The 24,740-nt window shown below is 35.0% G+C and carries 25 protein-coding genes and 2 tRNA genes; 15 read left to right on the forward strand and 12 right to left on the reverse strand.

What is annotated here, in order from left to right:
• The first annotated feature begins 7 nt into the window (after nt 1–7).
• Nucleotides 8–913 (forward strand): DnaJ C-terminal domain-containing protein, encoded by a 906-nt coding sequence (locus tag ACSHW7_RS08740; protein ID WP_435678961.1) that lies wholly within the window; start codon nt 8–10, stop codon nt 911–913.
• Nucleotides 913–1,215: a chaperone modulator CbpM gene (locus ACSHW7_RS08745; RefSeq protein WP_435678962.1), complete on the forward strand. Its 303-nt coding sequence runs from the start codon at nt 913–915 to the stop codon at nt 1,213–1,215. Before ACSHW7_RS08740 ends, ACSHW7_RS08745 begins: the two co-directional genes overlap by 1 nt.
• Here ACSHW7_RS08745 and bshC read toward each other — a convergent pair.
• Nucleotides 1,212–2,807, reverse strand: a complete 1,596-nt coding sequence (gene bshC / locus ACSHW7_RS08750; protein ID WP_435678963.1) for a bacillithiol biosynthesis cysteine-adding enzyme BshC — start codon at nt 2,805–2,807, stop codon at nt 1,212–1,214. The genes ACSHW7_RS08745 and bshC overlap by 4 nt on opposite strands.
• A gap of 168 nt (nt 2,808–2,975) precedes the next feature.
• Between bshC and ACSHW7_RS08755 the strand changes: the two genes are divergently transcribed.
• Nucleotides 2,976–5,459, forward strand: a complete 2,484-nt coding sequence (locus tag ACSHW7_RS08755) for a M14 family metallopeptidase (RefSeq protein ID WP_435678964.1) — start codon at nt 2,976–2,978, stop codon at nt 5,457–5,459.
• An 80-nt stretch (nt 5,460–5,539) separates the two neighbouring features.
• On the opposite strand, the gene ACSHW7_RS08760 is transcribed toward ACSHW7_RS08755, so the two are convergent.
• The 3 genes from ACSHW7_RS08760 to ACSHW7_RS08770 all read right to left on the reverse strand — a co-directional run bounded on the left by ACSHW7_RS08760 (nt 5,540) and on the right by ACSHW7_RS08770 (nt 7,677).
• Nucleotides 5,540–6,139: a hypothetical protein gene (locus tag ACSHW7_RS08760; RefSeq protein ID WP_435678965.1), complete on the reverse strand. Its 600-nt coding sequence runs from the start codon at nt 6,137–6,139 to the stop codon at nt 5,540–5,542.
• Nucleotides 6,140–6,143: 4 nt separating this feature from the next.
• On the reverse strand, nt 6,144–6,626 hold the full coding sequence (locus tag ACSHW7_RS08765) for an RNA polymerase sigma factor (RefSeq protein WP_435678966.1): 483 nt from the start codon (nt 6,624–6,626) through the stop codon (nt 6,144–6,146).
• Nucleotides 6,627–6,738: 112 nt separating this feature from the next.
• Entirely contained in the window at nt 6,739–7,677 is a 939-nt protein-coding gene (locus ACSHW7_RS08770) for a hypothetical protein (protein ID WP_435678967.1), read from the reverse strand.
• Between the two features lie 88 nt (nt 7,678–7,765).
• Here ACSHW7_RS08770 and ACSHW7_RS08775 point away from each other — a divergent pair, with 88 nt between their 5' ends.
• Nucleotides 7,766–8,137, forward strand: coding sequence for an RNA-binding S4 domain-containing protein (locus tag ACSHW7_RS08775; RefSeq protein ID WP_435678968.1), 372 nt, complete (start codon nt 7,766–7,768; stop codon nt 8,135–8,137).
• 42 nt (nt 8,138–8,179) lie between these two features.
• Nucleotides 8,180–8,683, forward strand: coding sequence for a phosphoribosyltransferase family protein (locus tag ACSHW7_RS08780; protein WP_435678969.1), 504 nt, complete (start codon nt 8,180–8,182; stop codon nt 8,681–8,683).
• Here the strand turns inward: ACSHW7_RS08780 and ACSHW7_RS08785 are convergent.
• Entirely contained in the window at nt 8,675–9,196 is a 522-nt protein-coding gene (locus ACSHW7_RS08785) for a shikimate kinase (RefSeq protein ID WP_435678970.1), read from the reverse strand. The two genes, ACSHW7_RS08780 and ACSHW7_RS08785, sit on opposite strands and share 9 nt — an antisense overlap.
• 144 nt (nt 9,197–9,340) lie before the next feature.
• Between ACSHW7_RS08785 and ACSHW7_RS08790 the strand changes: the two genes are divergently transcribed.
• The 7 genes from ACSHW7_RS08790 (at nt 9,341) to ACSHW7_RS08820 (ending at nt 14,298) form a co-directional block, all read left to right on the forward strand.
• Nucleotides 9,341–9,413 (forward strand) — tRNA-Lys (locus ACSHW7_RS08790).
• Between the two features lie 146 nt (nt 9,414–9,559).
• Nucleotides 9,560–9,642: transfer RNA gene (locus ACSHW7_RS08795), tRNA-Leu, on the forward strand.
• 162 nt (nt 9,643–9,804) lie between these two features.
• The gene (locus ACSHW7_RS08800; protein ID WP_435678971.1) at nt 9,805–10,722 is read left to right on the forward strand and encodes a MerR family transcriptional regulator; all 918 of its coding nucleotides are present in this window, start codon (nt 9,805–9,807) and stop codon (nt 10,720–10,722) included.
• 52 nt (nt 10,723–10,774) lie between these two features.
• Nucleotides 10,775–12,235 (forward strand): phytoene desaturase family protein, encoded by a 1,461-nt coding sequence (locus tag ACSHW7_RS08805; protein WP_435678972.1) that lies wholly within the window; start codon nt 10,775–10,777, stop codon nt 12,233–12,235.
• Nucleotides 12,236–12,239: 4 nt separating this feature from the next.
• On the forward strand, nt 12,240–13,082 hold the full coding sequence (locus tag ACSHW7_RS08810; protein WP_435678973.1) for a phytoene/squalene synthase family protein: 843 nt from the start codon (nt 12,240–12,242) through the stop codon (nt 13,080–13,082).
• A 60-nt stretch (nt 13,083–13,142) separates the two neighbouring features.
• Nucleotides 13,143–13,592 (forward strand): sterol desaturase family protein, encoded by a 450-nt coding sequence (locus ACSHW7_RS08815; protein ID WP_435678974.1) that lies wholly within the window; start codon nt 13,143–13,145, stop codon nt 13,590–13,592.
• A gap of 4 nt (nt 13,593–13,596) precedes the next feature.
• Entirely contained in the window at nt 13,597–14,298 is a 702-nt protein-coding gene (locus ACSHW7_RS08820) for a lycopene cyclase domain-containing protein (RefSeq protein ID WP_435678975.1), read from the forward strand.
• Here ACSHW7_RS08820 and ACSHW7_RS08825 read toward each other — a convergent pair.
• From ACSHW7_RS08825 to ACSHW7_RS08855, 7 genes are all read right to left on the reverse strand, one after another.
• Nucleotides 14,295–14,855, reverse strand: a complete 561-nt coding sequence (locus ACSHW7_RS08825; RefSeq protein WP_435678976.1) for a TlpA family protein disulfide reductase — start codon at nt 14,853–14,855, stop codon at nt 14,295–14,297. The two genes, ACSHW7_RS08820 and ACSHW7_RS08825, sit on opposite strands and share 4 nt — an antisense overlap.
• An 86-nt stretch (nt 14,856–14,941) precedes the next feature.
• Nucleotides 14,942–17,215, reverse strand: a complete 2,274-nt coding sequence (locus ACSHW7_RS08830; protein WP_435678977.1) for an aconitate hydratase — start codon at nt 17,213–17,215, stop codon at nt 14,942–14,944.
• Nucleotides 17,216–17,524: 309 nt separating this feature from the next.
• The gene (locus tag ACSHW7_RS08835) at nt 17,525–17,710 is read right to left on the reverse strand and encodes a hypothetical protein (protein ID WP_435678978.1); all 186 of its coding nucleotides are present in this window, start codon (nt 17,708–17,710) and stop codon (nt 17,525–17,527) included.
• Nucleotides 17,711–17,816: 106 nt separating this feature from the next.
• Nucleotides 17,817–18,770, reverse strand: coding sequence for an AAA family ATPase (locus ACSHW7_RS08840; RefSeq protein ID WP_435678979.1), 954 nt, complete (start codon nt 18,768–18,770; stop codon nt 17,817–17,819).
• Nucleotides 18,771–18,774: 4 nt separating this feature from the next.
• Nucleotides 18,775–20,235, reverse strand: a complete 1,461-nt coding sequence (locus tag ACSHW7_RS08845) for a peptidylprolyl isomerase (protein WP_435678980.1) — start codon at nt 20,233–20,235, stop codon at nt 18,775–18,777.
• Nucleotides 20,213–21,067 carry a peptidyl-prolyl cis-trans isomerase gene (locus ACSHW7_RS08850; protein ID WP_435678981.1) on the reverse strand — a complete coding sequence of 285 codons (855 nt, stop codon included), beginning with the start codon at nt 21,065–21,067 and terminating at the stop codon, nt 20,213–20,215. Before ACSHW7_RS08850 ends, ACSHW7_RS08845 begins: the two co-directional genes overlap by 23 nt.
• Nucleotides 21,067–23,019: a peptidylprolyl isomerase gene (locus tag ACSHW7_RS08855; RefSeq protein WP_435678982.1), complete on the reverse strand. Its 1,953-nt coding sequence runs from the start codon at nt 23,017–23,019 to the stop codon at nt 21,067–21,069. The genes ACSHW7_RS08850 and ACSHW7_RS08855 overlap by 1 nt, the downstream gene beginning before the upstream one ends.
• A 158-nt stretch (nt 23,020–23,177) precedes the next feature.
• On the opposite strand from ACSHW7_RS08855, the gene ACSHW7_RS08860 reads away from it, so the two are divergent.
• From ACSHW7_RS08860 to ACSHW7_RS08870, 3 genes are all read left to right on the forward strand, one after another.
• A complete protein-coding gene (locus ACSHW7_RS08860) occupies nt 23,178–23,639 on the forward strand; it encodes an SRPBCC family protein (protein ID WP_435678983.1) in 462 nt (153 codons plus the stop codon).
• Between the two features lie 38 nt (nt 23,640–23,677).
• Entirely contained in the window at nt 23,678–23,923 is a 246-nt protein-coding gene (locus tag ACSHW7_RS08865) for a hypothetical protein (RefSeq protein WP_435678984.1), read from the forward strand.
• 96 nt (nt 23,924–24,019) lie between these two features.
• Nucleotides 24,020–24,595: a hypothetical protein gene (locus ACSHW7_RS08870; protein ID WP_435678985.1), complete on the forward strand. Its 576-nt coding sequence runs from the start codon at nt 24,020–24,022 to the stop codon at nt 24,593–24,595.
• Nucleotides 24,596–24,740: the final 145 nt, after the last annotated feature.

Raw genomic sequence — 24,740 nt, forward strand, 5'->3', positions numbered from 1 at the left:
TAAAACAATGGCTTTTATAGATTATTACAAAATATTAGAAATTGACAAAACAGCAGACCAAAAGGCTATCAAAAAAGCCTACCGAAGACTAGCACGAAAGTATCACCCAGATGTTAACACTAACGACCCTGAGGCTCAGAAAAAATTTCAAGAAATCAACGAGGCAAACGAAGTCCTTAGCAATGAGGAAAGCCGAAAAAAATATGACCAATACGGAAAAGACTGGAAACATGCAGACGATATAGAACGAGCAAAACAAAGTCAACAATACCAGCAATCGCAACAAGGCAGCTCTAGAGGTTTTGAAGGCTTTGATGACGATGCTTCGGGATACTCAGATTTTTTTGAGTCGATGTTTGGTGGTGGAAATCAGCGTGGCGGCTACAGGCGTGCTGCACAATTTAAAGGGCAAGATTTCAACGCAACTTTGCAATTAAACCTGACGGATATCTACGAGTCACAAAAGCAAACATTGACCGTCAATGGCAAAAAAATAAGATTGACCATTCCTTCTGGGGTTGAAGACGGACAAACTATTCGTATTAAGGGTTATGGCGGAGAAGGCGCTGGTGGCGGACCTAAAGGAGATTTACTAATAACCTTCAATGTTATAAACAATACAACCTTTAAAAGAATTAAAGAAGACCTTTATAGCACTGTTTCACTAGATTTATATACTGCTATTTTGGGCGGCGAAATTACAGTCAACACGTTCCAAAGTAAAGTAAAACTGAACGTTAAACCCGGAACTCAAAACGGTGCCCAGGTAAAGTTAAAAGGAAAAGGATTTCCTGTATATAAAAAGGAAGGAAGCTTCGGAAATTTCTATATCACATACGAGGTTAAAATACCGGAGAAAATTTCAGAAAAAGAAAAAGAACTGTTTCAAGAACTCGCAAAATTGAATTCATAATGGACACTACACAATTTATCGAAGTCACACATTTGTGCAAACAATATAATATTACCGAAACGTTATTCAACAATTTTCACGAAATCGGGCTGATCACAATAACTGTCGTTGAAACGCGACCTTGTATTCACATTGAAAATATTGATACGGTTGAAAAAATAATAAGGTTGCACCAAGAACTCGATGTCAATCCTGAGGGCATTGATGTCATCATAAATTTGCAGGAAAAAATGGATGCATTACAACAAGAGATAAACCACTTAAAGCAACGCTTGCTTCTTTACGACAGAGTGGATTTTTAAAACTCAATGATTGAAAATGAAAGGTCGAGCGGTTTTAAATGTAGCTTTAATTCTGAAAATAATTCATCGCCATATTCCAGATAAAATTGGGAGAAATTAGCATTTCGCTCTTGTAACGATTGTTTTGGAAAAAGTTCATTTTGAATTTTAGTAAGTCTCTCGAGCTGGTCAGCCAATTTTCTTTTTTGTGCTTTTAGTAATCTTTTTTCTAAATTATCAAGTCCTTTTAACTGTTTTGTTTCTTGCGCCCCCACTGCCCCTATAAATGAAGCATCGGTTTTTTTTGCAAGCTCGTACATAGATTTAAACTGATTTTTTAAATGCTCACGCTGACTGGAAAAATCAATATTCACTTCAGAAATTTTCTTCGTAAAATCTGTTTGGAGTTGGTGTTGCTTTTTAAATAGTTCGCTTATTTCAATATCCATTTTTTGAAGTTTTTCTGAAATTTTTGAAGGTACCAAAAGTGCAGAATTCCGAAGCAACAAAATCGGGAATGGCACCTCAACCGATTCAAAATAATCTTTTAACTGAAACCAATACGCCAATTCGCCACCACCGCCGGTGTAACATAAATTGGGCAAAATTACTTCTTGAAACAAAGGCCTCAATAAAGCATTTGGCGAAAATCGATCTGGATGATTTTGAAGTTCTTTTAATAGTTCTTCTTTGGTAAAATTCAAATCCGTTTCAAGAACTTGAAAACTTCCATCGATTTCAACGATTCGTTCCCGCAATCCTTCTTTTAAATAAAATAAATTGATTTCCCGAGCGTGCACTTGTTCGCCGTATCCAGCTGTTATCAATCGCTCCGTAGTTTCGGTTACTTTTTTGAAAGATAGATTTTCGGTAAGTTCCTTTTCAGCATAAGGGATAAATGCTTTTTTAAGTTGGGCGTCATTTCCATCCACGATGACAAGACCGTATTCTTTGAACAATTCGTTTCCTAAATATCGTGTTGCCGCTGTTAACGTTTTGTGGTTAACATAAGCATCTTCAAATAATTGCGACAATTTTTTTCCGTTTTCACTTTGTCCAAACTCCTTTTCAACCACTTTCAAAACATCTTCAAGACCTTCTGTGGAAAGCGCTCCCACGGCTCCCCCGTCTTTTCTATTCCACGCTATTTTCTTTCCTTCAAAATTGAAATAATTGATTTCGTCAAAATCGTGATCTTCTGTTGCCATCCAATAAATAGGGACAAAATCGTTTTCCGGGTAGGCTTCTTTTAATACTTCGGAAAGATTAATTACCGAAAATATTTTGTACAAAAAATACAACGGACCCGTAAACAAATTAAGTTGATGTCCCGTGGTTACTGTAAAAGTTGTTTGGGATGCTAACGAATCGATATTATTCAGTGTATTTTCTGAAATTTCAACTCCTTTATATTGTTCTTTTAATTGTTGGGTTAAAAGCTGTCTCATTTCCGAAGAAAAAGAGTGTTTTTTTAGGTCAATTTGATTTTTAAAATTCTCAATGGCAGGGAAGTTTCCGTAGAAATTTGCAAGTGTTTTATCTTGATTGAGATAGTCGCACATTGCTTTTGTGAAATAACCAGTTTTTTGATACGGAATCTTAGTTTTGGGCATGCTGGATCTTTGGGTTTTATATTCAAAAATAACCTTTAATTGATAATTAAAATTTCCGAAGCCATTTTTAAGCAAAAATTAACACCATTAAAATTTGAGGATTTTAATCTTAGGAGTTGAGATTTTTAAATTTAGGGTATCTTTAGCATCGATTTATAAAATTTTACTATGACAAGAATTGTAAGCTTATTACTGCTTTTTATTACTATTTCGGTTTCCGCTCAACTACAATCTCCAGCCGAATTTTTAGGGTACGAATTAGGAACTCAATTTACGCGACATGCAGATGTAGTGGACTATTTTGAGCATGTTGCTGAGAATAGCAATATGGTGACGTACACACGATACGGCAAAACCAATGAGCGCAGACCACTTACGTATGCAATAGTTTCATCACCTCAAAACATGATGGATATTGAGACTATTCGCACAAATAATCTAAAAAATATTGGACTCGCAGAAGGTACTGCAACTCCAGACAAAGCTATTGTGTGGCTAAGTTATAATGTTCACGGAAATGAGGCTTCCAGTACAGAAGCTGCGATGGGAACCTTGTACGAATTGATTACAAAAAAACAAGAATGGCTTGCAAATACCGTGGTCATTATTGATCCATGTGTCAATCCAGACGGGCGCGACCGCTACGCAAATTGGTACAATCAAGTAAAAAACACACCTTATAATAAAGACCAAAACGCAGCGGAACACAACGAGCCATGGCCCGGCGGAAGACCCAACCATTATCTTTTTGATTTAAATAGAGATTGGGCGTGGGCAACGCAAGTGGAAACGCAACAACGTTTAAAAGTTTACAATACATGGATGCCGCATATTCACGTAGATTTTCACGAACAGGGCATCAACGAACCTTATTATTTTGCTCCAGCTGCGGAACCTTTCCATGAAATCATCACCCCTTTTCAACGTGATTTTCAAACACAAATAGGTAAAAATCATGCGAAATATTTTGATGCTGAAGGTTGGTTGTTTTTTACCCGTGAGCGCTTTGATTTATTATATCCAAGTTACGGTGACACCTACCCTACTTTTATGGGAGCCATCGGGATGACCTATGAACAGGCGGGTCACGGGCGTGCAGGTTTGGGCATTGACACCGACGAAGGTTTTGAATTAACACTTGTGGACCGTGTTGCCCATCACACAACCACAGGACTTTCAACGGTTGAAATGGGCTCAAAAAACGTTTCTCAATTAAATAGTGAGTTTAAAAAATTCTTCAAAAACGATGCTTTAAAATACAAGAGTTTTGTTTTGAACGGGACTCCGGACAAAATAGAATCACTCACCAAATTATTGGACAAGCACGAAATAAAATATGGTTTTTCTAACGGCGGAAACGTGACCGGCTATAAGTTTGGTGTTGCTGAAAAAGGTACTATGAACAGCGATGGCGCTTTGGTTGTGAGTACAAACCAACCTAAAGGGAAAATGGTAAAAGTATTATTTGAGCCTGACGCAAAATTGAGTGAGCCATTAACGTACGATATTACAGCATGGAATATTCCGTATGCTTATGGACTTGATGGTGTTGCCAGTGAAACCCTAGTGAGTGCTTCTCCTAAGAACATGAATAAGGCAACGTTAAATACGAATAATAATGCCGCTGGATATATTGCAAAATGGAATTCAATACAGGATGCGGCTTTCTTATCAGAACTTTTACAAGAGGGCATCAATGTGCGTTTTTCTGAAAAGAAACTTCGTTTTGTTGGGAATGATTTTGACCGAGGAAGTTTAATTATTACAAAAAGTGACAGTCGAAACAATCCAGATTTTAATAAAATGCTTAATGAAATCGCATTAAAACACAATCGTTCTTTATATGCTTCAAATACAAGTTTTGGAGACACGCTCACCGATTTTGGTTCACCAGATGTAAAGATGATAAATGCACCAAAAATCGCAATGTTGCGAGGTGATGGCGTTTCATCTTTGAGCTATGGAGCAACTTGGCACTTTTTTGAGACCCAACTCAACTATCCAGTGACTCATATTGACACAGATGACTTTAATATGAGAACATTAGCAAAATATAACGTTCTTGTCATGCCAGAAGGATGGTATAGCAAAATGCTGAACGAAGATACTTTGAAAGGATTACAACAGTGGATTAGAGGCGGCGGAAAGGTAATCGCCATTGGAGCTGCTGGAAGAAGTTTTGAGGGCAAAGATGGATTTGATTTAAAAAATAACGAAGAAGACAAAAAAGAAGATGTTGCAAACACACCTAAAGGAAACCTGATCCCTTATGATCAGCGAGAACGCGAGAGCGTTGACAATTTTATCACAGGAAGTATTTACAAAGTTACACTTGACCCCTCGCACCCGATGGCTTTTGGGTATGGCGACACGTATTATAGTTTAAAGCAAGGTTCAACTTCATACCAATTTTTAGAAGATGGGTACAATGTGGGCTATATTAAAGATGATGCTGTTAGCGTCTCTGGCTTTTCTGGGAAATCTGCAAAAGAAAAATTGAAGAACTCTATGATTTTTGGTGAAGCACGAATGGGTGGCGGTAGTATAATTTATCTAGTTGACGATGTGCTTTTTAGATCATTTTGGGAAAACGGGAAGCTATTTATAGCAAACAGTATTTTCTTTGTGAACAACAATAAATTTACATTGTAAAATAATCTCTTCGGAAATTTTAAGGGTGGACTTTGATTGTTTTCAAAATCCACCCTTTTTTAGTTTTAAAAAAACTGAAGTCACTCGTCTAACTCTCTTAAAATATTTTCAGCACTATTTGCTACTTGCTTGTATTTTTTATAGCCCCATCTTGAGAAAATAATCATAAAAACAAATACGATACTCAAAGAGATAATTCGGGTAGTATTAAAATTTTCTATAAAATTTTCATTCCCCATCATTAGGCTAAACACTGGCAAGCTTGCTAAAAAGCCAACTATTCCAGCTGGAATTGCATATTGTTGTGTTTTGAGCATGGTATGCTTGGCTCTCTCAAATTGAGTTAATGTTGTTTTGTAATCACTTTCTCCAAGCGGAATTGACTTTATTTTGTTAAGATTTCTAATTGTTAAAAATGGAACAACGATTAGAAAAATACAAATAAAAATTCCACATGCTAAATAAAGTGGTGTGTTTAATTTATAAAAGTTAAACATGATAACGATTGCTGCTATATAACAGACTACACTACCAATAAATTCATATTTAAATAAATGGCTAAATTTATTCTTGTACCGCTGTTTTGTCATTTCCATAATGTTTTTTTTATTGATTAATTCTAAATGTGCCACTCTTTGGCTCATGGCTTCCCAGTTTAATTTTAAATTTTCTAATTCCATGATTTTATCCTTTGATGTTTTCTTTTAATTTCAGCTTAATCCTTCCTATTCTAGTTCCCACATTTGTCTTTGTAAACCCTGTTATCTCGGCAATTTCTTCGTGACTTTTGTCCTCTAAATACAATAGGATAATTCCCTTTTCAATAACATTTAATTCTTTGATGTATTGATACATTAAATCTATTTGTCTATGCATGACATGGTCTTGATCGTCAATAATTTCGGGGAACTCAAAATCACTTGCTGTTGTGATTTGCTTTTTTGATTTGTTAAGATACCCTATCGCCGTGTTCATTGCCACGCGGTACATCCAAGTTGTCACTTTTGAATTCCCTTTGAAATTGGGAAAAGATTTATATAATTGGAATACTATTTCTTGGAATAAGTCTTTTTGGTCTTCGGAATTATCCACGTAGATTCGGGAAACCTTATACAATAAGGCTTGGTGCTTTAAAATAGTCTCGGCAAAGTCGTCTGTTTCTTGCATTTAAATCATATTACAACCCATTAGTATTTCCGAAGAGAGAAAAATCACAAAAAAGTTAAAAAAAAATGCCTTTTCTACAATGAAAAGGCATTTTACAAATTATATTTTTTGATTAACTATCTGCATCTAAGTGATCTGGAACCCCATCTCCATCGGTATCTGGAAATGTGATTGTGCCGTCTGCGTTGATAATAATCTCATCTCTTGTTGGTCTTCTGTCACCATCGTCATCCGCATCAAGAAAATTGGGGATAGTATCAGCATCTGTATCATCATCTTCTTCAAGACCATTGTTATTTAAATCTTCCATAAAAGAAGGAATACCATCATTATCTTGATCACCTATTTCGGTCTCTAATAATTGGAACGAGAAGATAAGTTGAGAATATACTGGAATATTAGAATTTGTTGGAGGGTTTACATAATAACCTAAACCACTTTGAACAAAGACAGCACCAATCCCATAACCCTCATATTCAACTGTACCACTAGGGTCAATAACAAATCCGGTTGATGCATTAAATTCAATTAATGCATCTTGCAATCCATTTACCAATTGTGTTAGATCAAATCTTACCGGAACTACAGAACTATCAAATAACTCACTTTTAGTTCTATTTATCCCTCCTTCACCCTCTGGTTCTACTTGATAATATATTCCTTCGTAGGTAATTCTAGCAATATCTGGAAAGTTAGGTCTTTCACCTTCTCCTTGAATTACTTTTAAGTAATAGAGTTTATACTCCACTCCATCTGTAACTCTATCTTTTACCATCTTAAAATCAACTTGGTCAATCAACTTGGTTTTATTTGCGTTTTCTCCAGCAATCGTATCAAATTTAATTTTATAATCGAAACCCGCAGGTGGAGCTGCAAATTCCTCATAATTATAAAAGTGGGTTTGCAAGTATTCTTCTACTTCAGCTGTTGACGCTATTAATTCCTCAGCACGATCACGTGCAGGGATAAAGCCGTCGTCTCCTTCATCATCATTTCCGCACGAAGCGACAATTATTGAAAATATGGCGAAAACTGGTAGTATAAATTTCAATTTTTTCACAATGTTTATTTTAAGTGCGCAAGATACAATTTTCAGCTATTTTTGCTTTTATATTTAACGCAGAATTTGATTTTTTTATATGAGGGTTGATAAATATTTATGGTGCTTACGCTACTTTAAAAGCCGCAACATTGCCGCAACAGCGTGCAAAAAAGGAGCAGTCAAGATTAACAATGCTTCAATCAAGCCATCAAGAGACGTCTATCCGGGAGACAATCTTACAGTTAGAAAAAATCAAATCAATTACTCTTTGATTGTACTTGACCTACCTCCAAGTAGGCTTGGCGCCAAACTGGTTGATATTTACAGAAAGGACACAACGCCAGCATCTGCTTTTGAAAACCAGGATTTACTTCAATATTCAAAAAGTTACTATCGAAAAAAGGGCATTGGACGCCCCACTAAAAAAGATCGCCGCGACATCACCCAATATACAGATGGCGAAGAATAAGAAATCACAAATTAGTATCTTTGAATTTATAACCGCTACATAATGACTTCTGAGACCACAACAATTCTTAATAAAACTGAAATCGCTCATAAATTAAAGCGTATTGCCTACCAAATTTATGAAGCGAACGTCAATGAAAAAGAAATTATAATCGCTGGCATCAAAAGCAATGGTTACATTCTAGCAGAAAAATTAAAGAAACAGGTTGAGAAAATTTCACCAATATCGGTATTACTTTGTGAAGTTAAGATTGATAAAAAGAACCCTACAAACCCTATTACAACATCGCTGGATTCTGAAATATACAAAAACAAATCACTGCTCTTGGTTGATGATGTTTTGCATTCAGGAACGACCTTGATTTATGGAGTAAAACACTTTTTAAATGTTCCGTTAAAGCAATTTAAAACGGCGGTATTAGTTGATAGAAATCACAAAAAATATCCCGTAAAAGCAGACTATAAAGGAATTTCTCTTTCAACATCAATCAATGAAAATGTTGCTGTTATTTTTGAGAAGAATAATGACAGAGCGGTCTTAGAATAATGTTACCACAATTTTTTGAGTGATTTCTGAAATATTATATCCGTCAGTATCTATTTTAATTGTTGCTTGATTGTAATAAAAATTTCTCTCAAAAAGATGTTTTCTAATAAAATCATCCAATTCAATGCTGTCTTTTAAGTGAGCAATCATAGGCCGATGTTGCTTTTCTGTCCACAATCTAGTTGTCAATTCTTGGACAGATGCTTTCAAATAAATTAGCTCAACAGTATCCATTTCATTTAATTCGTTCATTATTGTCCCATAGCAAGGCGTTCCTCCGCCAAGTGCGACAATCATTTTTTGATTTTTTTTCAGTAGCTCTTTAAGAATTTCCTCTTCCGTTTTTCTGAAATATATTTCACCCTTTACTTTAAAAATTTCAGAAATTGACATTTTTAATTTCTCTTCAATAACAGCGTCCAAATCAAAAAATGGGACATTTATAACCCGCGATAAGGATTTTCCTACGCTAGATTTACCACTTCCCATATATCCCAATAAAATAATCTTCATAAAAAGCGCCTTGGTTATTATTGTAATTTAAGAGGTTACAAATAAAGTTCAAATTTAATTACAAATGTTTTGAAATATAAATTAAATGCTATTATATTTGCACCCGCTAACAGAGTAACCTTTGTTAGAGTTCTTTAAAATAATGACCAGTTAGCTCAGTTGGTAGAGCACCTCCCTTTTAAGGAGGTGGTCCTGGGTTCGAGCCCCAGACTGGTCACATTTTAGCAGCCTTGTCATTTGACGAGGCTTTTTTTTGTAATAATTTCAAAAAAGTAATATTTCATCTTACATACACCTCAAAATTTCTATATTTGCCGCCAGCTAATTTCCGAAGAGAAATACAATAGAAATAAAATACCAAATACCCGGGTGCTGGAATTGGTAGACAGGCACGGTTGAGGGCCGTGTGCACTAGTTGCGTGTGGGTTCAAGTCCCATTCCGGGTACATTTTTGAAAGCAAAGAGCAAAACCAGTTCTTTGCTTTTTTATTATAGTACATACTTTATTAGATAATTTTTAAAAGCATTACCTTTAAGTCATAATCGCGTCAACTTTAATACAATGTTGTTTTTTTGTAATTTGGCGTCCTTATTAAATTTCTACTCCCATGAGTATCAAAACGCAATTTAGCATCAAAGACCTTGAGAATCTCAGCGGTGTCAAAGCGCATACAATTAGAATTTGGGAAAAGCGCTATCATCTGCTAAATCCGGACAGGAGCGATACTAATATTAGGCAATATGATCTTGATAATCTTAAAAGATTATTAGACATCACTTTTCTATATGAAGAAGGTCATAAAATTTCAAAAATTGCCGAGTACGAAAATCAAGAAATTAAAAAAATAATAGCAAACTCAGCAGGTAATAATCATAATAAATTTGCACTTACAAGTTTTAAAAATGCGATGCTAAATTTTGATGCCCAACTTTTCAATAATACGTATCAATCACTTTTGGCTGAACTCGGTTTTAGAAAATTATTTTTTGAAGTTTTCGTCCCTTTCTTAGAAGAAATAGGAATTCTTTGGCATACAAATACAATAGATATTAGCCACGAGCGCTTTATTGCAGAACTCATTAAAAGAAAAACAATCCTGCATATTGAAAACCAAAGGGAATACCATCCAAGCAGCAATGATGAAATTACTTTTTGCCTTTTTGCTCCACCAAATGAGATGCATGATTTGGGATTACTCTATACAAATTTTGAATTGGAAAAAGCTGGTTTTAACACCATTTATCTTGGCCCCAACACACCCCTTGAAAGCTTGCCATTGCAATTAAACACTGTTAAGAAGGTTGTCTTCGTATCATATATGACGTTGCAACCCTCTATGGAAGAAATGCACTCATATTTAGAAAAATTTCATGATTTGACAAAGATAAAAACTGGCACTTCATTATGGATAATGGGCCCAAGGGCAAGATGTATTGATGATGCTAAAATTCAAAAGAATATTTATCCTATTCGCACATTTAATGAGTTTACTTCAAAAGTAACCGAAATAAAAAATGCATATTAATTTTTGTTCGTATATGTTTTGTTTAATTTTTTAGATAAATTTGTTAAACAAAATGAATAAAAAAATCTCCATCATAGGTTCTGGATTTTCGTCTTTAGCTGCTGCTTCATATTTAGCTAAAGCAGGGAATAATGTAACTATATACGAAAAAAACCAAACAGTGGGCGGTCGTGCTCGGCAATTTAAAAAAGACGGATTTACGTTTGATATTGGCCCAACGTGGTACTGGATGCCAGATGTTTTTGAGCGCTTTTTTAATGACTTCGGAAAAGTACCATCTGATTACTATCAACTCATTAAATTAAACCCTGCATACAGTGTTTATTTCGGAAATAATGATTTCATTACCATTGAAGACACCCTAGAAAAAATTTGCAATGCCTTCGAAGCCGAAGAAAAAGGAAGCGCTATTAAACTTAAAAAGTTTATGGCAGAAGCATTAGACAATTATAATATTGCCATTAAAGATTTGGTATATAGACCTGGAGTATCACCGTTGGAGTTAGTCACTACAGCAACAATGAAAAAGGTTGGGCAGTTTTTTAGCACCATTAGCAAGGAAGTGCGCAAAGAATTTTCAAATCCGCGATTGGTTTCAATCCTTGAATTTCCAGCATTGTTTCTAGGCGCCAAGCCATCAAATACGCCTGCTTTTTACAGTTTTATGAATTATGCCGATTTTGGACTCGGCACATTTCATCCTGTGGACGGCATGTATTCTGTCATCAATGGTATGAAAGAACTTGCCGAAAGTTTAGGCGTAATAATCAAAACAAATCAAAACGTTTCAGAAATAATTGTGGAAAATGGTGAAGCTTCCGCAGTAAAAATAGATAATGAAATAATTAAGAGTGACATTGTTTTAAGCGGGGCAGATTACCATCATACTGAAACGTTACTACCTCAAAAATTTAGACAATATTCTGAAGCTTATTGGGAACGTAAAACATTTGCACCCTCATCCCTTTTATTTTATGTAGGTTTTGATAAAAAAATTGAAAATGTAGATCACCACACACTATTCTTTGATGTTGATTTTGAAAAGCATTCTCAAGAAATATACGATACTCCCGCTTGGCCCGAAGACCCTTTATTTTATGCAAGTTTTCCATCAAAGACAGATGAAAATGCTGCACCTAAAGGAAAAGAAGCAGGAATATTCTTAATTCCTTTAGCACCTGGACTTGAAGATACCCCAGAACTTCGGGAGAAGTTTTATGAAAAAATTATGACGCGTTTTGAACGTTTAACAAGCCAAGAAGTCAAAAAACATGTTATATTTAAGGAGTCTTTTTGTATCAATGACTTTATTGAAGATTACAACTCCTATAAAGGCAATGCATACGGATTGGCAAATACACTTTTACAAACCGCTTTTTTAAGACCAAAATTAAAAAGCAAAAAAGTGAAAAATTTATATTTTACAGGACAATTAAGTGTTCCTGGACCCGGAGTTCCACCGTCGCTTATTTCTGGAAAATTAGTAGCTGGACTTATAGAAAAAAACAACTAGTATTTTGAAACAACTATTTGACATTGTATCTAGAGAATGTAGCCAAAAGGTAACGACAACATATAGCACGTCGTTTTCTATGTCTACAAAAATGCTCGCACCCAGCATTAGGCAGGATATTTATAATATTTATGGATTTGTAAGATTCGCTGATGAAATTGTAGATTCTTTTCACAATTATGACAAAGAAACTCTCTTTAATAGATTTGAAGCAGATTTAAAACACGCACTAGAAGAAAAAATAAGCCTCAACCCAATCTTAAATTCATTTCAGGAAACCGTCCACAAATACACAATAGATAGAACTTCAATTGATGCATTTATGAATAGTATGCGTTTAGACCTTTCAAAAAGTATCTATAAAACAGAAGAAGAATATAACAATTACATTTACGGTTCCGCAGATGTTGTTGGGCTTATGTGCCTTAAAGTTTTTGTTAAAGGAGATTTTGAAAAATATGACGAGTTAAGAGAGTATGCAATGGCATTGGGTTCAGCATTTCAAAAAGTGAATTTTTTAAGAGATTTGAAAGAGGATTTTGAAGGATTGAGCCGCACGTATTTTCCAAATACAAATCTTGAAGCTTTAGATGAAATTTCAAAACAAGAAATAATAAGTGATATTGAAGCAGATTTCAAAAAAGGGTACGAGGGTATATTAATGCTTCCTGCTGAAGCTAAGTTTGGAGTATTTATGGCATATCGCTACTACCGTCGACTTTTGAAAAAACTACAAAATACGCCTGCTTTAGAAATTAAAAATACGCGCATTAGAGTTCCAAATTATGAAAAATTTGGATTACTCACTCGCAGCTATGTCAAATATCAATTGAAGCTAGTTAGATAAAATTCTTTCAAAAAATTGAAATTTCCGAAGACACATTAAATAAAAATTGAATACCAAAATATGACCGCAGTTTACTGGATATTAATTTATGCAACAACGTTTCTAATCATGGAATTTATGGCGTGGGCGACGCATAAATATGTGATGCACGGGTTTTTATGGAGTCTGCATAAAGATCACCATCACAAAGACCACAATAGTTGGTGGGAACGAAATGACTTTTTCTTTATATTTTATGCAGCCGTGAGTATTGGCTGTTTTATAGGTTGGCAGTACTATGGTTTTTGGGCTGGACTTCCCATTGGACTTGGAATTTTTTCCTACGGGGTTGCTTATTTTATGGTGCACGATATTTTTATACACCAGCGTTTTAAATTGTTTAGAAACGCTAATAATTGGTACGCAAAAGGTATTCGCAGAGCGCATAAAATGCATCATAAACATTTAGGTAAAGACAAAGGAGAATGTTTTGGAATGCTGGTTCCACCTATGAAGTATTTCAAAAAATAAAGGAATGAAATACCTCTACCTCTATTTAAATATAGGTTCTTTTATCGTTCCTTTTTTATTTAGTTTCTACCCAAAATTTGCATTTTACAAAAAGTGGCGCGGACTATTTCTTGGCATTGCGGTAATGATGGCTTTCTTCATTCCATGGGACATTATCTTTACAAATAATAAAATATGGGGTTTTAACGACGACTATATTACCGGTTACAAATTTTTAAACCTCCCTATTGAAGAATGGCTGTTTTTTATCTGTATTCCTTATGCTTGCTTGTTTACGCATTATTCAATAAATTACTTTTTTCCCAATTTAGCTTTTCCTAAAAGAACAACTTCCATCATAAACGTCACTCTGCTGTGTATTTTGATTATTACACTTTGGTATAATTATGACAAATGGTACACTCTCATTAATTTCATCTATGCATTGATTTTATTAGGGGTAGCAAATAATTACAAACCGCGTTTGCTTCAAAAATTCCTCCCCACATATCTCGTTATTTTAATTCCATTTTTCTTAGTGAATGGCACTTTAACTGGAAGTTTTACAGAAGAACATGTTGTATGGTACAATAATGACGAAAATTTAGGCATTCGTCTTTTTACCATCCCCATCGAAGACCTCATTTATAATTTAGGGATGCTATTTACGGTATTTGTAGTAATGGAGTACTATTACGAAAAGCAAACTATTAAAGAGAATAACTAACGATTAATCTCTGTATCCAAAAGCTTTTTCACAGCATCATTATCCCACGCAGCGGCGCCAACTTTTTCAATAAGCAGTTCCCCATTTTTAGAAAGCAAGTATGTTGTAGGCAATGAATTTGAATTGAAATCCAAAGGTGCTTCTTGCTTTTGAATAAATACCGGAAATGTATATCCCTTTTCTTTCATAAATTTTTTAAGCTTCTCAGGTTTTTCTGCGGAAATAAAATAGAAATCAACCCTATCACCATAATCATCATAAAGTCTTTGGAGCGAAGGCATTTCGGCAATACAAGGTGGACACCAGGTTGCCCAAAGGTTAATCAGCAAAACCCTATTTTTTGATTCTGAAAGGTTTTTAAAATTTCCGTCGAGCGTTTCTAATTTCCAATTATAATCTTCAACGACGATTCTTTGATCTTCGGAAATTTCCGAAGGACTAAAAGAAAAAATCCGTTGCACAAATACCTGAATGGGCATTCTCGTTTGTGGAATTAGCACCAATCCCAAAACCAATAGAAATATAATATTCCCCCAGTGTTTTTTTAAATATTTCATGAAATTTATAAATTCAGTTTCTGTTTGCAGCATAAAAAAGCCCACATAACTGCGGGCCTTTTACTTTAATATTTCCGAAGATACAATTAAGCAGCGTTTTGTTCTTTTATCAAGTTCAATGCGCTTCCTTTTCTGTACCACAAAATTTGTGCTGCGTTATAGGTATGATTCACTTTAATGGTGTCTTTACTTCCATCAGCATGAACGATTTCAACGGTTAACGGAGTATCAGGCTTGAAGTCTTTAATATCAATAAAGTTGAACGTATCATCTTCTTGGATTAAATCGTAATCTGCTTCATTAGCAAATGTCAAACCAAGCATTCCTTGCTTTTTTAAGTTCGTTTCGTGAATACGCGCAAAACTCTTTACGATTACCGCAGCAACGCCTAAGTGACGAGGCTCCATTGCAGCATGCTCTCTGGATGAACCTTCACCGTAATTGTGATCACCTACAACTACCGTATAAATTCCTGCTTTTTTGTATTCACGTTGTGTATCTGGCACTCCTCCGTATTCACCGGTCAATTGGCTTTTCACAAAGTTGGTTTTCTTTCCAAATGCATTAACAGCACCAATCAAACAGTTATTCGAAATATTGTCAAGGTGCCCTCTAAAACGTAACCAAGGTCCAGCCATAGAAATGTGGTCTGTCGTACATTTTCCAAATGCTTTGATCAACAACTTCATTCCTTGAAGGTCGCTGTCTTTAATAGGTGTAAATGGGGTCAATAATTGTAAACGCTCACTTGAGTCGCTTACTTTTATTTGTACTCCGCTACCATCTTCATGTGGCGCAACATATCCATTTTCTTCTACTTCAAATCCTTTTGGTGGCAATTCCCATCCTGTTGGCTCATCTAGTTTTACTTCTTTTCCATCTTCTGTAAGAAGCGTATCTGTCATTGGGTTAAAATCCAATCTACCAGAAAGTGCAATCGCTGCAGTCAACTCTGGCGAAGCTACAAAAGCGTGTGTATTTGGGTTACCATCAGCACGTTTTGCAAAATTTCGGTTAAAGGAATGTACAATACTATTCTTTGGTGCATTTTTTGGATCTTCATAACGAGCCCATTGTCCAATACATGGACCACATGCATTTGTGAAAATCGTGGACCCCAATTTTTCAAAAACCCCTAAAATTCCATCACGTTCTGTTGTATAACGGACTTGTTCAGACCCTGGGTTGATACCCAAGGATGTTTTTAATTTTAGTCCTTTATCCAATGCTTGTTGTGCAACAGATGACGCTCTCGATAAATCCTCATATGATGAATTTGTACAAGAACCTATCAAACTCCACTCTACTTGCATTGGCCAATCATTCTTTGTTGCCTTTTCGGTCATGTCCTTTCCTACTTTAGTTGAAAGGTCTGGCGTAAAAGGTCCATTTAAAAGGGGTCCTAATTCCGATAAGTTAATTTCAATAACTTGGTCAAAATACGTTTCTGGATTTTCGTAAACTTCTTTATCTGCCGTCAAGTAAGGTCTTACTTTGTTTGCTGCATCTGCAACATCGGCACGATCTGTAGCACGTAAATAACGCTCCATTGAGTCATCATAACCAAAGGTTGACGTTGTAGCTCCAATCTCTGCTCCCATGTTACAAATTGTTCCTTTTCCGGTACAAGACATTGACGTCGCCCCAGGTCCAAAATATTCAACAACAGCTCCTGTTCCTCCTTTTGCAGTTAAAATTTCAGCAACCTTTAAGATCACATCTTTTGGTGCCGTCCATCCACTTAATTTTCCTGTTAATTTGACTCCGATTAACTTCGGAAATTTTAATTCCCAAGCCATTCCAGCCATAACATCAACAGCATCTGCTCCACCAACTCCAATGGCAATCATTCCTAAACCACCTGCATTTACAGTGTGACTATCCGTACCAATCATCATTCCACCTGGGAATGCATAATTTTCCAAAACCACTTGATGAATAATTCCTGCGCCTGGTGCCCAAAAACCAATTCCGTATTTATTAGAAACCGAACCCAAGAAATCAAATACTTCATTACTGGTTTCGTTCGCTCTTTTTAAATCTTGCTTTGCTCCCTGTTTTGCTTGAATCAAGTGATCACAGTGCACAGTCGTAGGCACGGCAACATTCTTTTTTCCTGCTTGCATAAACTGCAATAATGCCATTTGAGCCGTAGCATCTTGACATGCAATACGATCTGGCGCAAAGTCCACATAATCCTTTCCTCTAGCGAAAGCCTTTGATGGCATTCCGTCCCATAAGTGGTTGTATAATATTTTTTCAGAAAGTGTTAAGGGTCTCCCTACAACTTCACGTGCTTTGTCCACACGTTCAGCCATCTGGGCATACACTTTTTTTATCATGTCTATATCAAATGCCATGTTCTTTTGGTTTTAGTTTTATATGTATAAATACTTGTAATCGCTTTAATCACAAGCCTTGCGAAGGTACTAAAAATAGAAATAATTTAAAAATAACCTAACATATTTAGGAAATCTATAACAATAATTCAAGGTTTAGTGATTTTTACTTCGGAAATGTAACAATATATCAATTTTAGGTTGCTGAAATTATTAATTTGACAATTCAGAATTCATGAAAATTCACAAATAAAAGAAAATATCAAAGAAATTTCAACCGAAGCAGATTCAATTTAATATGCGTCCAATTTCCGAAATACTTTGCCGAAATTACTTTTTGAAGGCTTTGAAAATGGCGATTAAAACACCAATAAATAAAATAATTGTACCAGTTCCTAAGATTAATGGCGACTGTAAAAAGCCTACACCTAGATGCATTATTTTGAAGAAGGCTCCAACGAGTATGAGGATTGCCCCAAGCAAAGCAAGTTTGTATTGAATTTGTAGATTTTTCATGAAGATGGATTTATCAAAAATAAAGTTACAAATAAAGGGCTTATTCTCTTAAAATAATTTTCGACTCTGCTAAAACAGAAACTTTAATAAAATAATTTAAATAACCTTAAAACAAACTTGTGATAATCTCTTCGATAGAAAGTCCTTCGGCTTCTGCTTTGTAATTTTTAATCATTCTATGTCTTAGGATTCCTATGGCCACTTTTTGAACATCAGCAATATCCGGTGAGAATTTGCCTTGCAACGCAGCATTAGTTTTTGCAGCAAGAATAAGATTTTGAGAGGCACGAGGTCCTGCTCCCCAATCAATATATTTTTTCACTAACTCAGGTGCTGCTTGACTTTTTGGTCTTGTTTTTCCCACCAATGTTACGGCATACTCAATTACATTATCTGCCACAGGAATGCGACGAATCAATTGTTGAAAATCTATAATTTCCTGCGCGCTGAATAATGAATTAACCGTTTCGGCTTTGCCTGCAGTTGTGCTTTTTACCACTTCTACTTCTTCGGCAAAAGAAGGATAATCAAGATTGATTGCGAACATAAAACGGTCCAATTGAGCTTCTGGCAAAGGATAAGTTCCTTCTTGCTCAATTGGGTTTTGGGTTGCTAAAACAAAATAAGGTAAATCTAATTTATAATTTTGCCCCGCAACAGTTACCGAACGTTCCTGCATAGCTTCAAGCAATGCGGCCTGCGTTTTAGGAGGAGTACGGTTGATCTCATCCGCGAGAATGATATTTGAAAATATGGGGCCTTTAATGAATTTGAAAGTTCTATTTTCGTCTAATATTTCGGAACCAAGAATATCACTTGGCATCAAATCTGGCGTAAACTGTATTCTTTTAAATTGTAGCCCGAGCGCCTGTGAAACGGTATTTACAAGTAGAGTTTTGGCAAGACCAGGAACACCTATTAGTAAAGCATGTCCTCCAGAAAAAACGGATAGTAAAACCTGTTCAACGACTGCGTCTTGACCAACAATTACTTTTTTTATTTCTTGCCGTAAGGCATCATATTTTGATACAAGTTGATTTACTGCTGCTACGTCTGACATAGGTTTACTTTAATTTTTTAGTCCAATTGCTGGCAAATTCGCAATCTTGATAATCTTTATCGACACTAATATAAGTGTCCATTATCTTCTTGTTTTGCCACTTTTCAATTGTATTGATTTGCTTTTGGCGCAATGCAAGTTCCTTAATTTTTTCGTAGTCTTTTACGAAATCGGCAGGATGCTCGTCGTATCTTTTTAAAACTGTTAAAAATTTGAAGGTCTTCTTTCCGGTCCTATCTTGATCAATCAAGATTTTTGAAACTTCGCCTTCTTTTAAATTATAAACCTGTGCACCAAGAGACGGATCCATTTTAGTCAAATCGAACCTTGTATCTTGATTTGATGGATTTACTAATTGTCCACCATTATTTCGAGTTGCTTTTTCATCAGAATATTGAATTGCTGCATCTCGAAAAGAAATACTATCGTTAACAATGGCTTCTCTAATATCCTCAGCTTTCTTTTTTGCGAAATCAATCGTTTCCTGAGATAATTCAGGGAATAAAATGATGTGTCTCACGTCAACTTCCTGACCTCTAATTTTATCTACTTTAAGAATATGAAATCCAAAATCTGTTTCAAAAGGTTCACTCACCTCTCCTTCCAACAATGAAAAAGCAACATCTTTAAACTCTTTTGCATAAGGGTCACCTCTTCTAAAGCTTGGCAATAATCCTCCCGTTGCAGCAGCTCCATCTTTAGAATACAAAACTGCTTTTGTTGCAAAACTAGCTCCGTTTTCAACAATATCTGTCCTAAACTCATTGAGTCTGTCAATTACTGCTTGCTTTGCTTCTTTTGAAACTTCTGGCTCGATTACAATTTGTGCTATTTCGACTTCAGCACTAAATACAGGACGTTCCTCCTCTGGAATATTGTAAAAAAATTGACGTACTTCCTCTGGAGTCACCTCTGCATTCTCAACTACTTTAGCTTGCATTCTATTAGCAAGTTCAATTTCCTTTTTTGCTTTCAGCAGGTCGTTTTTAAGATCAGTAATATTATCCTTTCTATAATAGGCAACTACTTTTTCTTCACTTCCTAACTCCCCAACCATATATTCTACCAGTTGGTCAACTTGTGGGTTAATTTCAGTATCACTTACAAGAATACTATCTACACGTGCTTGATGGATGTACAATTTATCTTCCATCAATTTCCCTAAGAGTTGGCATCGAGTAATTTCTGCAGTCGAAACTCCATTTTGCTCAAATTCTAGATAGCTCTTATCAATATCGCTATCAAGAATCACATATTCTCCAACGACTGCGGCAACTCCTTCAGCCTTAAATCTTTTAAAAGGAACAAGGGTGTCTTTAATATTTTTTGTAGTGGTTTCAATAATCAATCCAGACTCTTTTGCAACACCAGTACTGTCCACTTGGATTACCTCTTGGGCATAAGCAAAAGACTGGATTAAAAAAATAATAGCGATTGCAAGTTTATTGAGGTGTGTAAATTTCAAATTTTTTGTTTTTAATAGCATCTTTTGTAATATCTCTTTCTAATTTTTTAATCAATTCCAACTTTCTTTTGCTCAAAATAATTTGAGTTATTGTTGGTTTTATATAGGCTAAAGGCGCAATATCATTGGGTTCAAGAACGCCATTTATTTTTATCAAATATACCCCTAATGAATCTTCTAATTGTGAAAATTGTGATTTATTTAAAACCGACTCATTCTGCATTTGAATGACGGGCAACTGCTTCAATAATGCTTCTTTTTTAACCCAAACCGAATCATTCAAATTTTGCGATTTAAATTGAAGGCTTGCATTACTTAGTGCTAATTTATCTTCTTTATTAAAACGATTAAATTGTTGTTTCGTTTCAGAAATATTAGCAAATTTTTTATTTAAGTGCAAATAACGCAATTTATAAAGTGATTCTTTAAGTCTAAAATTTTCCTTATTACTTTCATAATAGGAACTATATTCCTTCTCAGAAATCACACTATCCAGCTGTTTACTTGCTACAGCACCTTTGTAGGCTTCTGTGAGCAAGTCATTTTTATAATCCTCAACTAGCCTGTTATAAGTTGCCAGTTGCTCAACGGGCAGATTGATGTTTGCCTGATTAATCAATAATTGCTGTGTAGCCCACCGATTAATATAATTATTGATAATGATTGTACTATCTTCTTTTGAGGTAGTTTCATTAATGAGTCCTTCAATATCCTTTTTATATAAATACGTATTATTAATACGCGCAACCGGTTCCTCTTTACTTGCGCTGTTAAAAAAATCGCAGGCGGTAAAAAGAAAAACAATAACCACTATACTCAGGAATATTCTCACTAATTTTTAACTTGCTTCTTTACTTTTTTAAGTTGTTTTTTATTCACCTTAACCTCATATTTATCACGTAAACTGTCCATCCATTCTTTTTCAACTACAGTTTGGTATCCACTTAAAACCTTCCCTTTAACTTCTTCAAAGGTCTGCTGACCGGCAGGTAAAACTTCTTCGACTTTCAATAGACGGTATGAATTTCCTACTTGAAAAATATCACTCAGTCCGTTTTCAAATTTAAAATCGGCTGGTAACATCGTATCTCCTTTTTCATACTGTCTTTCTGTAATCAATAGATTTACTTTTCCTCCCTTATTCAAAACCTCTTTAACCTTTTCTGGAGTTTCCCCATCTTCAAGCATCTGTTTTGCCTGTGATACTACCGCTTTATCATTTCCTGAAATCTCAACACCTTTTACGCGTTCTTTCCATTGGTAATTTGAAGCAACTATATTAAAATATTTTCTTGAACCTATAGAATCGTTCGCTGCTTTTTCCCATACATTTTTTTGCATTACATCAAATATTAAAAGTCCATCTCTGTACTCAGTGATGACTGCAGCATACTCCGGGTTTTCCTCTTCTAGTTTTTGTTTGAAATATTCGCTTAACTCTTGTGTTTCAAAACGATCATAAAAATTTTTGATTATTTGCTCTTTAGATTCTTTGCCTTTTATTGCCATTTGACGTCTAGCAGCATAGTTTAAAAAATCGTTATAATAATAGGTTTTATCTCCACCTATTGTAAACAACACTTTATTTCTAGCGCCTAACAAAGTATCCAATTCCCATTTTTTCTTTAAAATACTGTCTGAAATATGGTTTTTCAAATCATTCATATAATCTGTCTGTACCACACTATATTTTTCTTTAATTTTTTTGTTTACGGAGGATTCAACAACTTTTGATCTATCACCACGTTCAATCTTCTTCATTAATTCCTCCTTTTGCTCTTCATAAGTTTGAGGGGCGAAACGCTCTTCAAGTCGAATAACATGCCATCCAAAATTTGTTTTAATAGGCTTAGAAATCTCACCTATATTCTTTAACTCGTAAGCAGCATTTTCAAATTCGGAAGATCTTAACTGGCCGCGCTTAAATTGTTTTAAACGCCCCCCTTTCACTCCTGAACTTTTATCATCTGAAAATTCTTTAGCTAACGATTCAAAATCATTTCCTTGTTGTAATAATTGATAAATTTCATTTATTCTCTTTTTAGCATCATCATCGTTTCCATCTTTAACTGCAATCATTATGTGAGAAACCAAAATAGGGTCGCTCGATGGCCTTCTATCGTTAATTTTTAAAATATGATATCCAAAACTAGTTCTAACTATTTCTGAAATTTCACCCTCAGGAGTCTTGTATGCCATACTCTCAAAAGGATACACCATTGAAAATGCAGTAAAATAACCTAACGCACCTCCACGTTTTGCAGCACCCGGCTCCTCTGAATATTCGGCAACTAATTTTTTAAAATCTTGGCCCGCAAGAGCCTTTGTGCGCGCTTCACTAATTTTATTGTAAGCCGCTAACGTATCTTGAGGAGAATCATCATAACCCACGCGAACCAAAATATGATCTGCATCTATTTCTTCCTTTGATCTATTATATGCCTCAATTGCGAGGTCCTCGGTAACTTTAGTGTCGTATATATAATTTCGTGATAACTGGTCGCGGTATTTTTCAAATTCTAATTTGTAATTTGTCTCCTTATGCAAACCTTGAGCATACGCCTCTGCAACCTTGAGTTTGTAATCTATAAACAAATCTAAATACCCATCAACAGATTTTTGCGACTCATCTTTAACAAGATCCAAGTTCTTGTTATAAACATTAATAAATTCTTGACTATAAACGGGTTTACCGTTAATCGTCATCAAAACATCCTTATTTTTCTGCGCCTGAGCACCAAAAATAGTAGCAAGTAAAACTAAAAGAATTACGTTTTTTTTCATAGCAAGTTTTAAAGTAAACAGAAACAATTTTTTGTGCTGCAAAAATAACAATTTAACCGCTTTACACAAATGAGATACAGTAACGTTAAAGCACGCTAATTAGTTTATCTTCTTCTGAAATTTTAAATATATTTACAAGACAACCAACCTTTAAAAACATGAAATACGAGACTATAGTAATCATTGAAAAACCAATTTCCGAAGTCATAAAAAAACTAGATAATCCCGAAAACATGAAACACTGGCAACGCGGATTGATTGGTTATGAATTAATACATGGAAAAGAACCCGGCACAACCGGTGCACAAATGAAACTACGCTACAAAATGGGGAAAAGCGAAATGGTCATGACCGAAACCGTTATAAAAAATGATTTTCCGTCTGAATTCCATGCAAGCTACAACACCAAATCGGTTGACAATATCCAAAAAAATTATTTCACCGTCATTGATGAACACACCACACAATGGCATAGCGAATCTGAGTTTATCTTTAAAAATTTTATGATGAAAGCTATGGGGTTTTTAATGCCCGGAGCATTTAAAAAACAATCAAAGAAATATTTGAACGATTTTAAAAACTTTGTAGAAAACGGCACATCTGTTCAAGAAAACAAATAGAACCAACCGAAGAAAAAGGGTAACAGAATACATAAAAAATGAGTAAAAGAATAAAAATGATTTGGGATTTCAAAGGCCCCAATGCTTCGCAAATAGCTGCGCACCATGTAATTCACCTCAATGAATTCGCTCAAACCGAAGGCCTTGAAAACACGCTCTGCGACGTAGAAAAATTGACCGGTATGCACCATATTGCATATATGGTTGTTGATGAAGAGCATGTAAATGATTTAAGAGAACGCCTGAAACCCAATCGCGGGCAATTGTATAATTCTAACAAATAAAAATCCTGCAAACACGCACACTTAACTGTTGATAACCGGTTTATTGTTCCGTATATAATGCATACATTGTATTTTATAACGTGTTGCCCACAATTTATGAAATCAGTAATTAAAATATCATTTGTTCTATTCGGACTAATTTTTATTAGTGGATGCAACGATGCCGATAATGAAATTAATAAAAAAACTACATCAGAATTATACTCTGAAAAAACCACTAAATTGCTAAACGACATAACTGATGAAAATACAAGTTTTTTTTACTGTCAAAATATTGTAGAACCAAGGAAAGGGGAAAAGACATTCGACGCACAGGAGTTTTTAACTGATGAAGAATTTAAGCAGGTTATATTTGAAAAGTTAAATCTACAAAAAGAAAGTGACTACGATAGTATAATTGGATTTTCGGAAGAATTAATAATTGACGAAAAATTATTGCGGAAGGACCTGAATGTCGTTTTAAGAAAAGAATTTGATATAATATTTAGTTATGGGAGTAGTGAAAAAGCACGAGTAAATTTTTATGAAAAATATCCAGACCTATTTTTTATGTCAAAACCAATTTTCAATAAAGAATACAATATTGCTGTAATAGATTTTGGGATCGGAGGCTGTTTGGCAACCACGCCATTTGTTGTTAGACTAATTGATGGAAGGTGGGAATTTGATTAATAATGCCGATGTAAACTGTGGGCAACAAAGTATAAAAACAATAGGGCAATTAGTGGCTAAACAAAAAGGTTCGGGCACATTTGCGAGTTCGCCAAATTTTTAAATTTGGCTAGCTTTAAAAGAAAAAATAAACATAGAAATTTAA

It is taken from the genome of Patiriisocius sp. (genome assembly GCF_051252435.1).
Taxonomy (GTDB): Bacteria; Bacteroidota; Bacteroidia; order Flavobacteriales; family Flavobacteriaceae; genus Patiriisocius.

What these genes read in the sequence shown, in the direction of transcription:
- ACSHW7_RS08740 (WP_435678961.1), top strand. Translation starts at nt 8, where the DNA reads ATGGCTTTTATAGATTATTACAAAATATTAGAAATTGACAAAACAGCA.
- ACSHW7_RS08745 (WP_435678962.1), top strand. Translation starts at nt 913, where the DNA reads ATGGACACTACACAATTTATCGAAGTCACACATTTGTGCAAACAATAT.
- bshC (WP_435678963.1), bottom strand. Translation starts at nt 2,807, where the DNA reads ATGCCCAAAACTAAGATTCCGTATCAAAAAACTGGTTATTTCACAAAA.
- ACSHW7_RS08755 (WP_435678964.1), top strand. Translation starts at nt 2,976, where the DNA reads ATGACAAGAATTGTAAGCTTATTACTGCTTTTTATTACTATTTCGGTT.
- ACSHW7_RS08760 (WP_435678965.1), bottom strand. Translation starts at nt 6,139, where the DNA reads ATGGAATTAGAAAATTTAAAATTAAACTGGGAAGCCATGAGCCAAAGA.
- ACSHW7_RS08765 (WP_435678966.1), bottom strand. Translation starts at nt 6,626, where the DNA reads ATGCAAGAAACAGACGACTTTGCCGAGACTATTTTAAAGCACCAAGCC.
- ACSHW7_RS08775 (WP_435678968.1), top strand. Translation starts at nt 7,766, where the DNA reads ATGAGGGTTGATAAATATTTATGGTGCTTACGCTACTTTAAAAGCCGC.
- ACSHW7_RS08780 (WP_435678969.1), top strand. Translation starts at nt 8,180, where the DNA reads ATGACTTCTGAGACCACAACAATTCTTAATAAAACTGAAATCGCTCAT.
- ACSHW7_RS08785 (WP_435678970.1), bottom strand. Translation starts at nt 9,196, where the DNA reads ATGAAGATTATTTTATTGGGATATATGGGAAGTGGTAAATCTAGCGTA.
- ACSHW7_RS08800 (WP_435678971.1), top strand. Translation starts at nt 9,805, where the DNA reads ATGAGTATCAAAACGCAATTTAGCATCAAAGACCTTGAGAATCTCAGC.
- ACSHW7_RS08805 (WP_435678972.1), top strand. Translation starts at nt 10,775, where the DNA reads ATGAATAAAAAAATCTCCATCATAGGTTCTGGATTTTCGTCTTTAGCT.
- ACSHW7_RS08815 (WP_435678974.1), top strand. Translation starts at nt 13,143, where the DNA reads ATGACCGCAGTTTACTGGATATTAATTTATGCAACAACGTTTCTAATC.
- ACSHW7_RS08820 (WP_435678975.1), top strand. Translation starts at nt 13,597, where the DNA reads ATGAAATACCTCTACCTCTATTTAAATATAGGTTCTTTTATCGTTCCT.
- ACSHW7_RS08825 (WP_435678976.1), bottom strand. Translation starts at nt 14,855, where the DNA reads ATGAAATATTTAAAAAAACACTGGGGGAATATTATATTTCTATTGGTT.
- ACSHW7_RS08830 (WP_435678977.1), bottom strand. Translation starts at nt 17,215, where the DNA reads ATGGCATTTGATATAGACATGATAAAAAAAGTGTATGCCCAGATGGCT.
- ACSHW7_RS08835 (WP_435678978.1), bottom strand. Translation starts at nt 17,710, where the DNA reads ATGAAAAATCTACAAATTCAATACAAACTTGCTTTGCTTGGGGCAATC.
- ACSHW7_RS08840 (WP_435678979.1), bottom strand. Translation starts at nt 18,770, where the DNA reads ATGTCAGACGTAGCAGCAGTAAATCAACTTGTATCAAAATATGATGCC.
- ACSHW7_RS08855 (WP_435678982.1), bottom strand. Translation starts at nt 23,019, where the DNA reads ATGAAAAAAAACGTAATTCTTTTAGTTTTACTTGCTACTATTTTTGGT.
- ACSHW7_RS08860 (WP_435678983.1), top strand. Translation starts at nt 23,178, where the DNA reads ATGAAATACGAGACTATAGTAATCATTGAAAAACCAATTTCCGAAGTC.
- ACSHW7_RS08865 (WP_435678984.1), top strand. Translation starts at nt 23,678, where the DNA reads ATGAGTAAAAGAATAAAAATGATTTGGGATTTCAAAGGCCCCAATGCT.
- ACSHW7_RS08870 (WP_435678985.1), top strand. Translation starts at nt 24,020, where the DNA reads ATGAAATCAGTAATTAAAATATCATTTGTTCTATTCGGACTAATTTTT.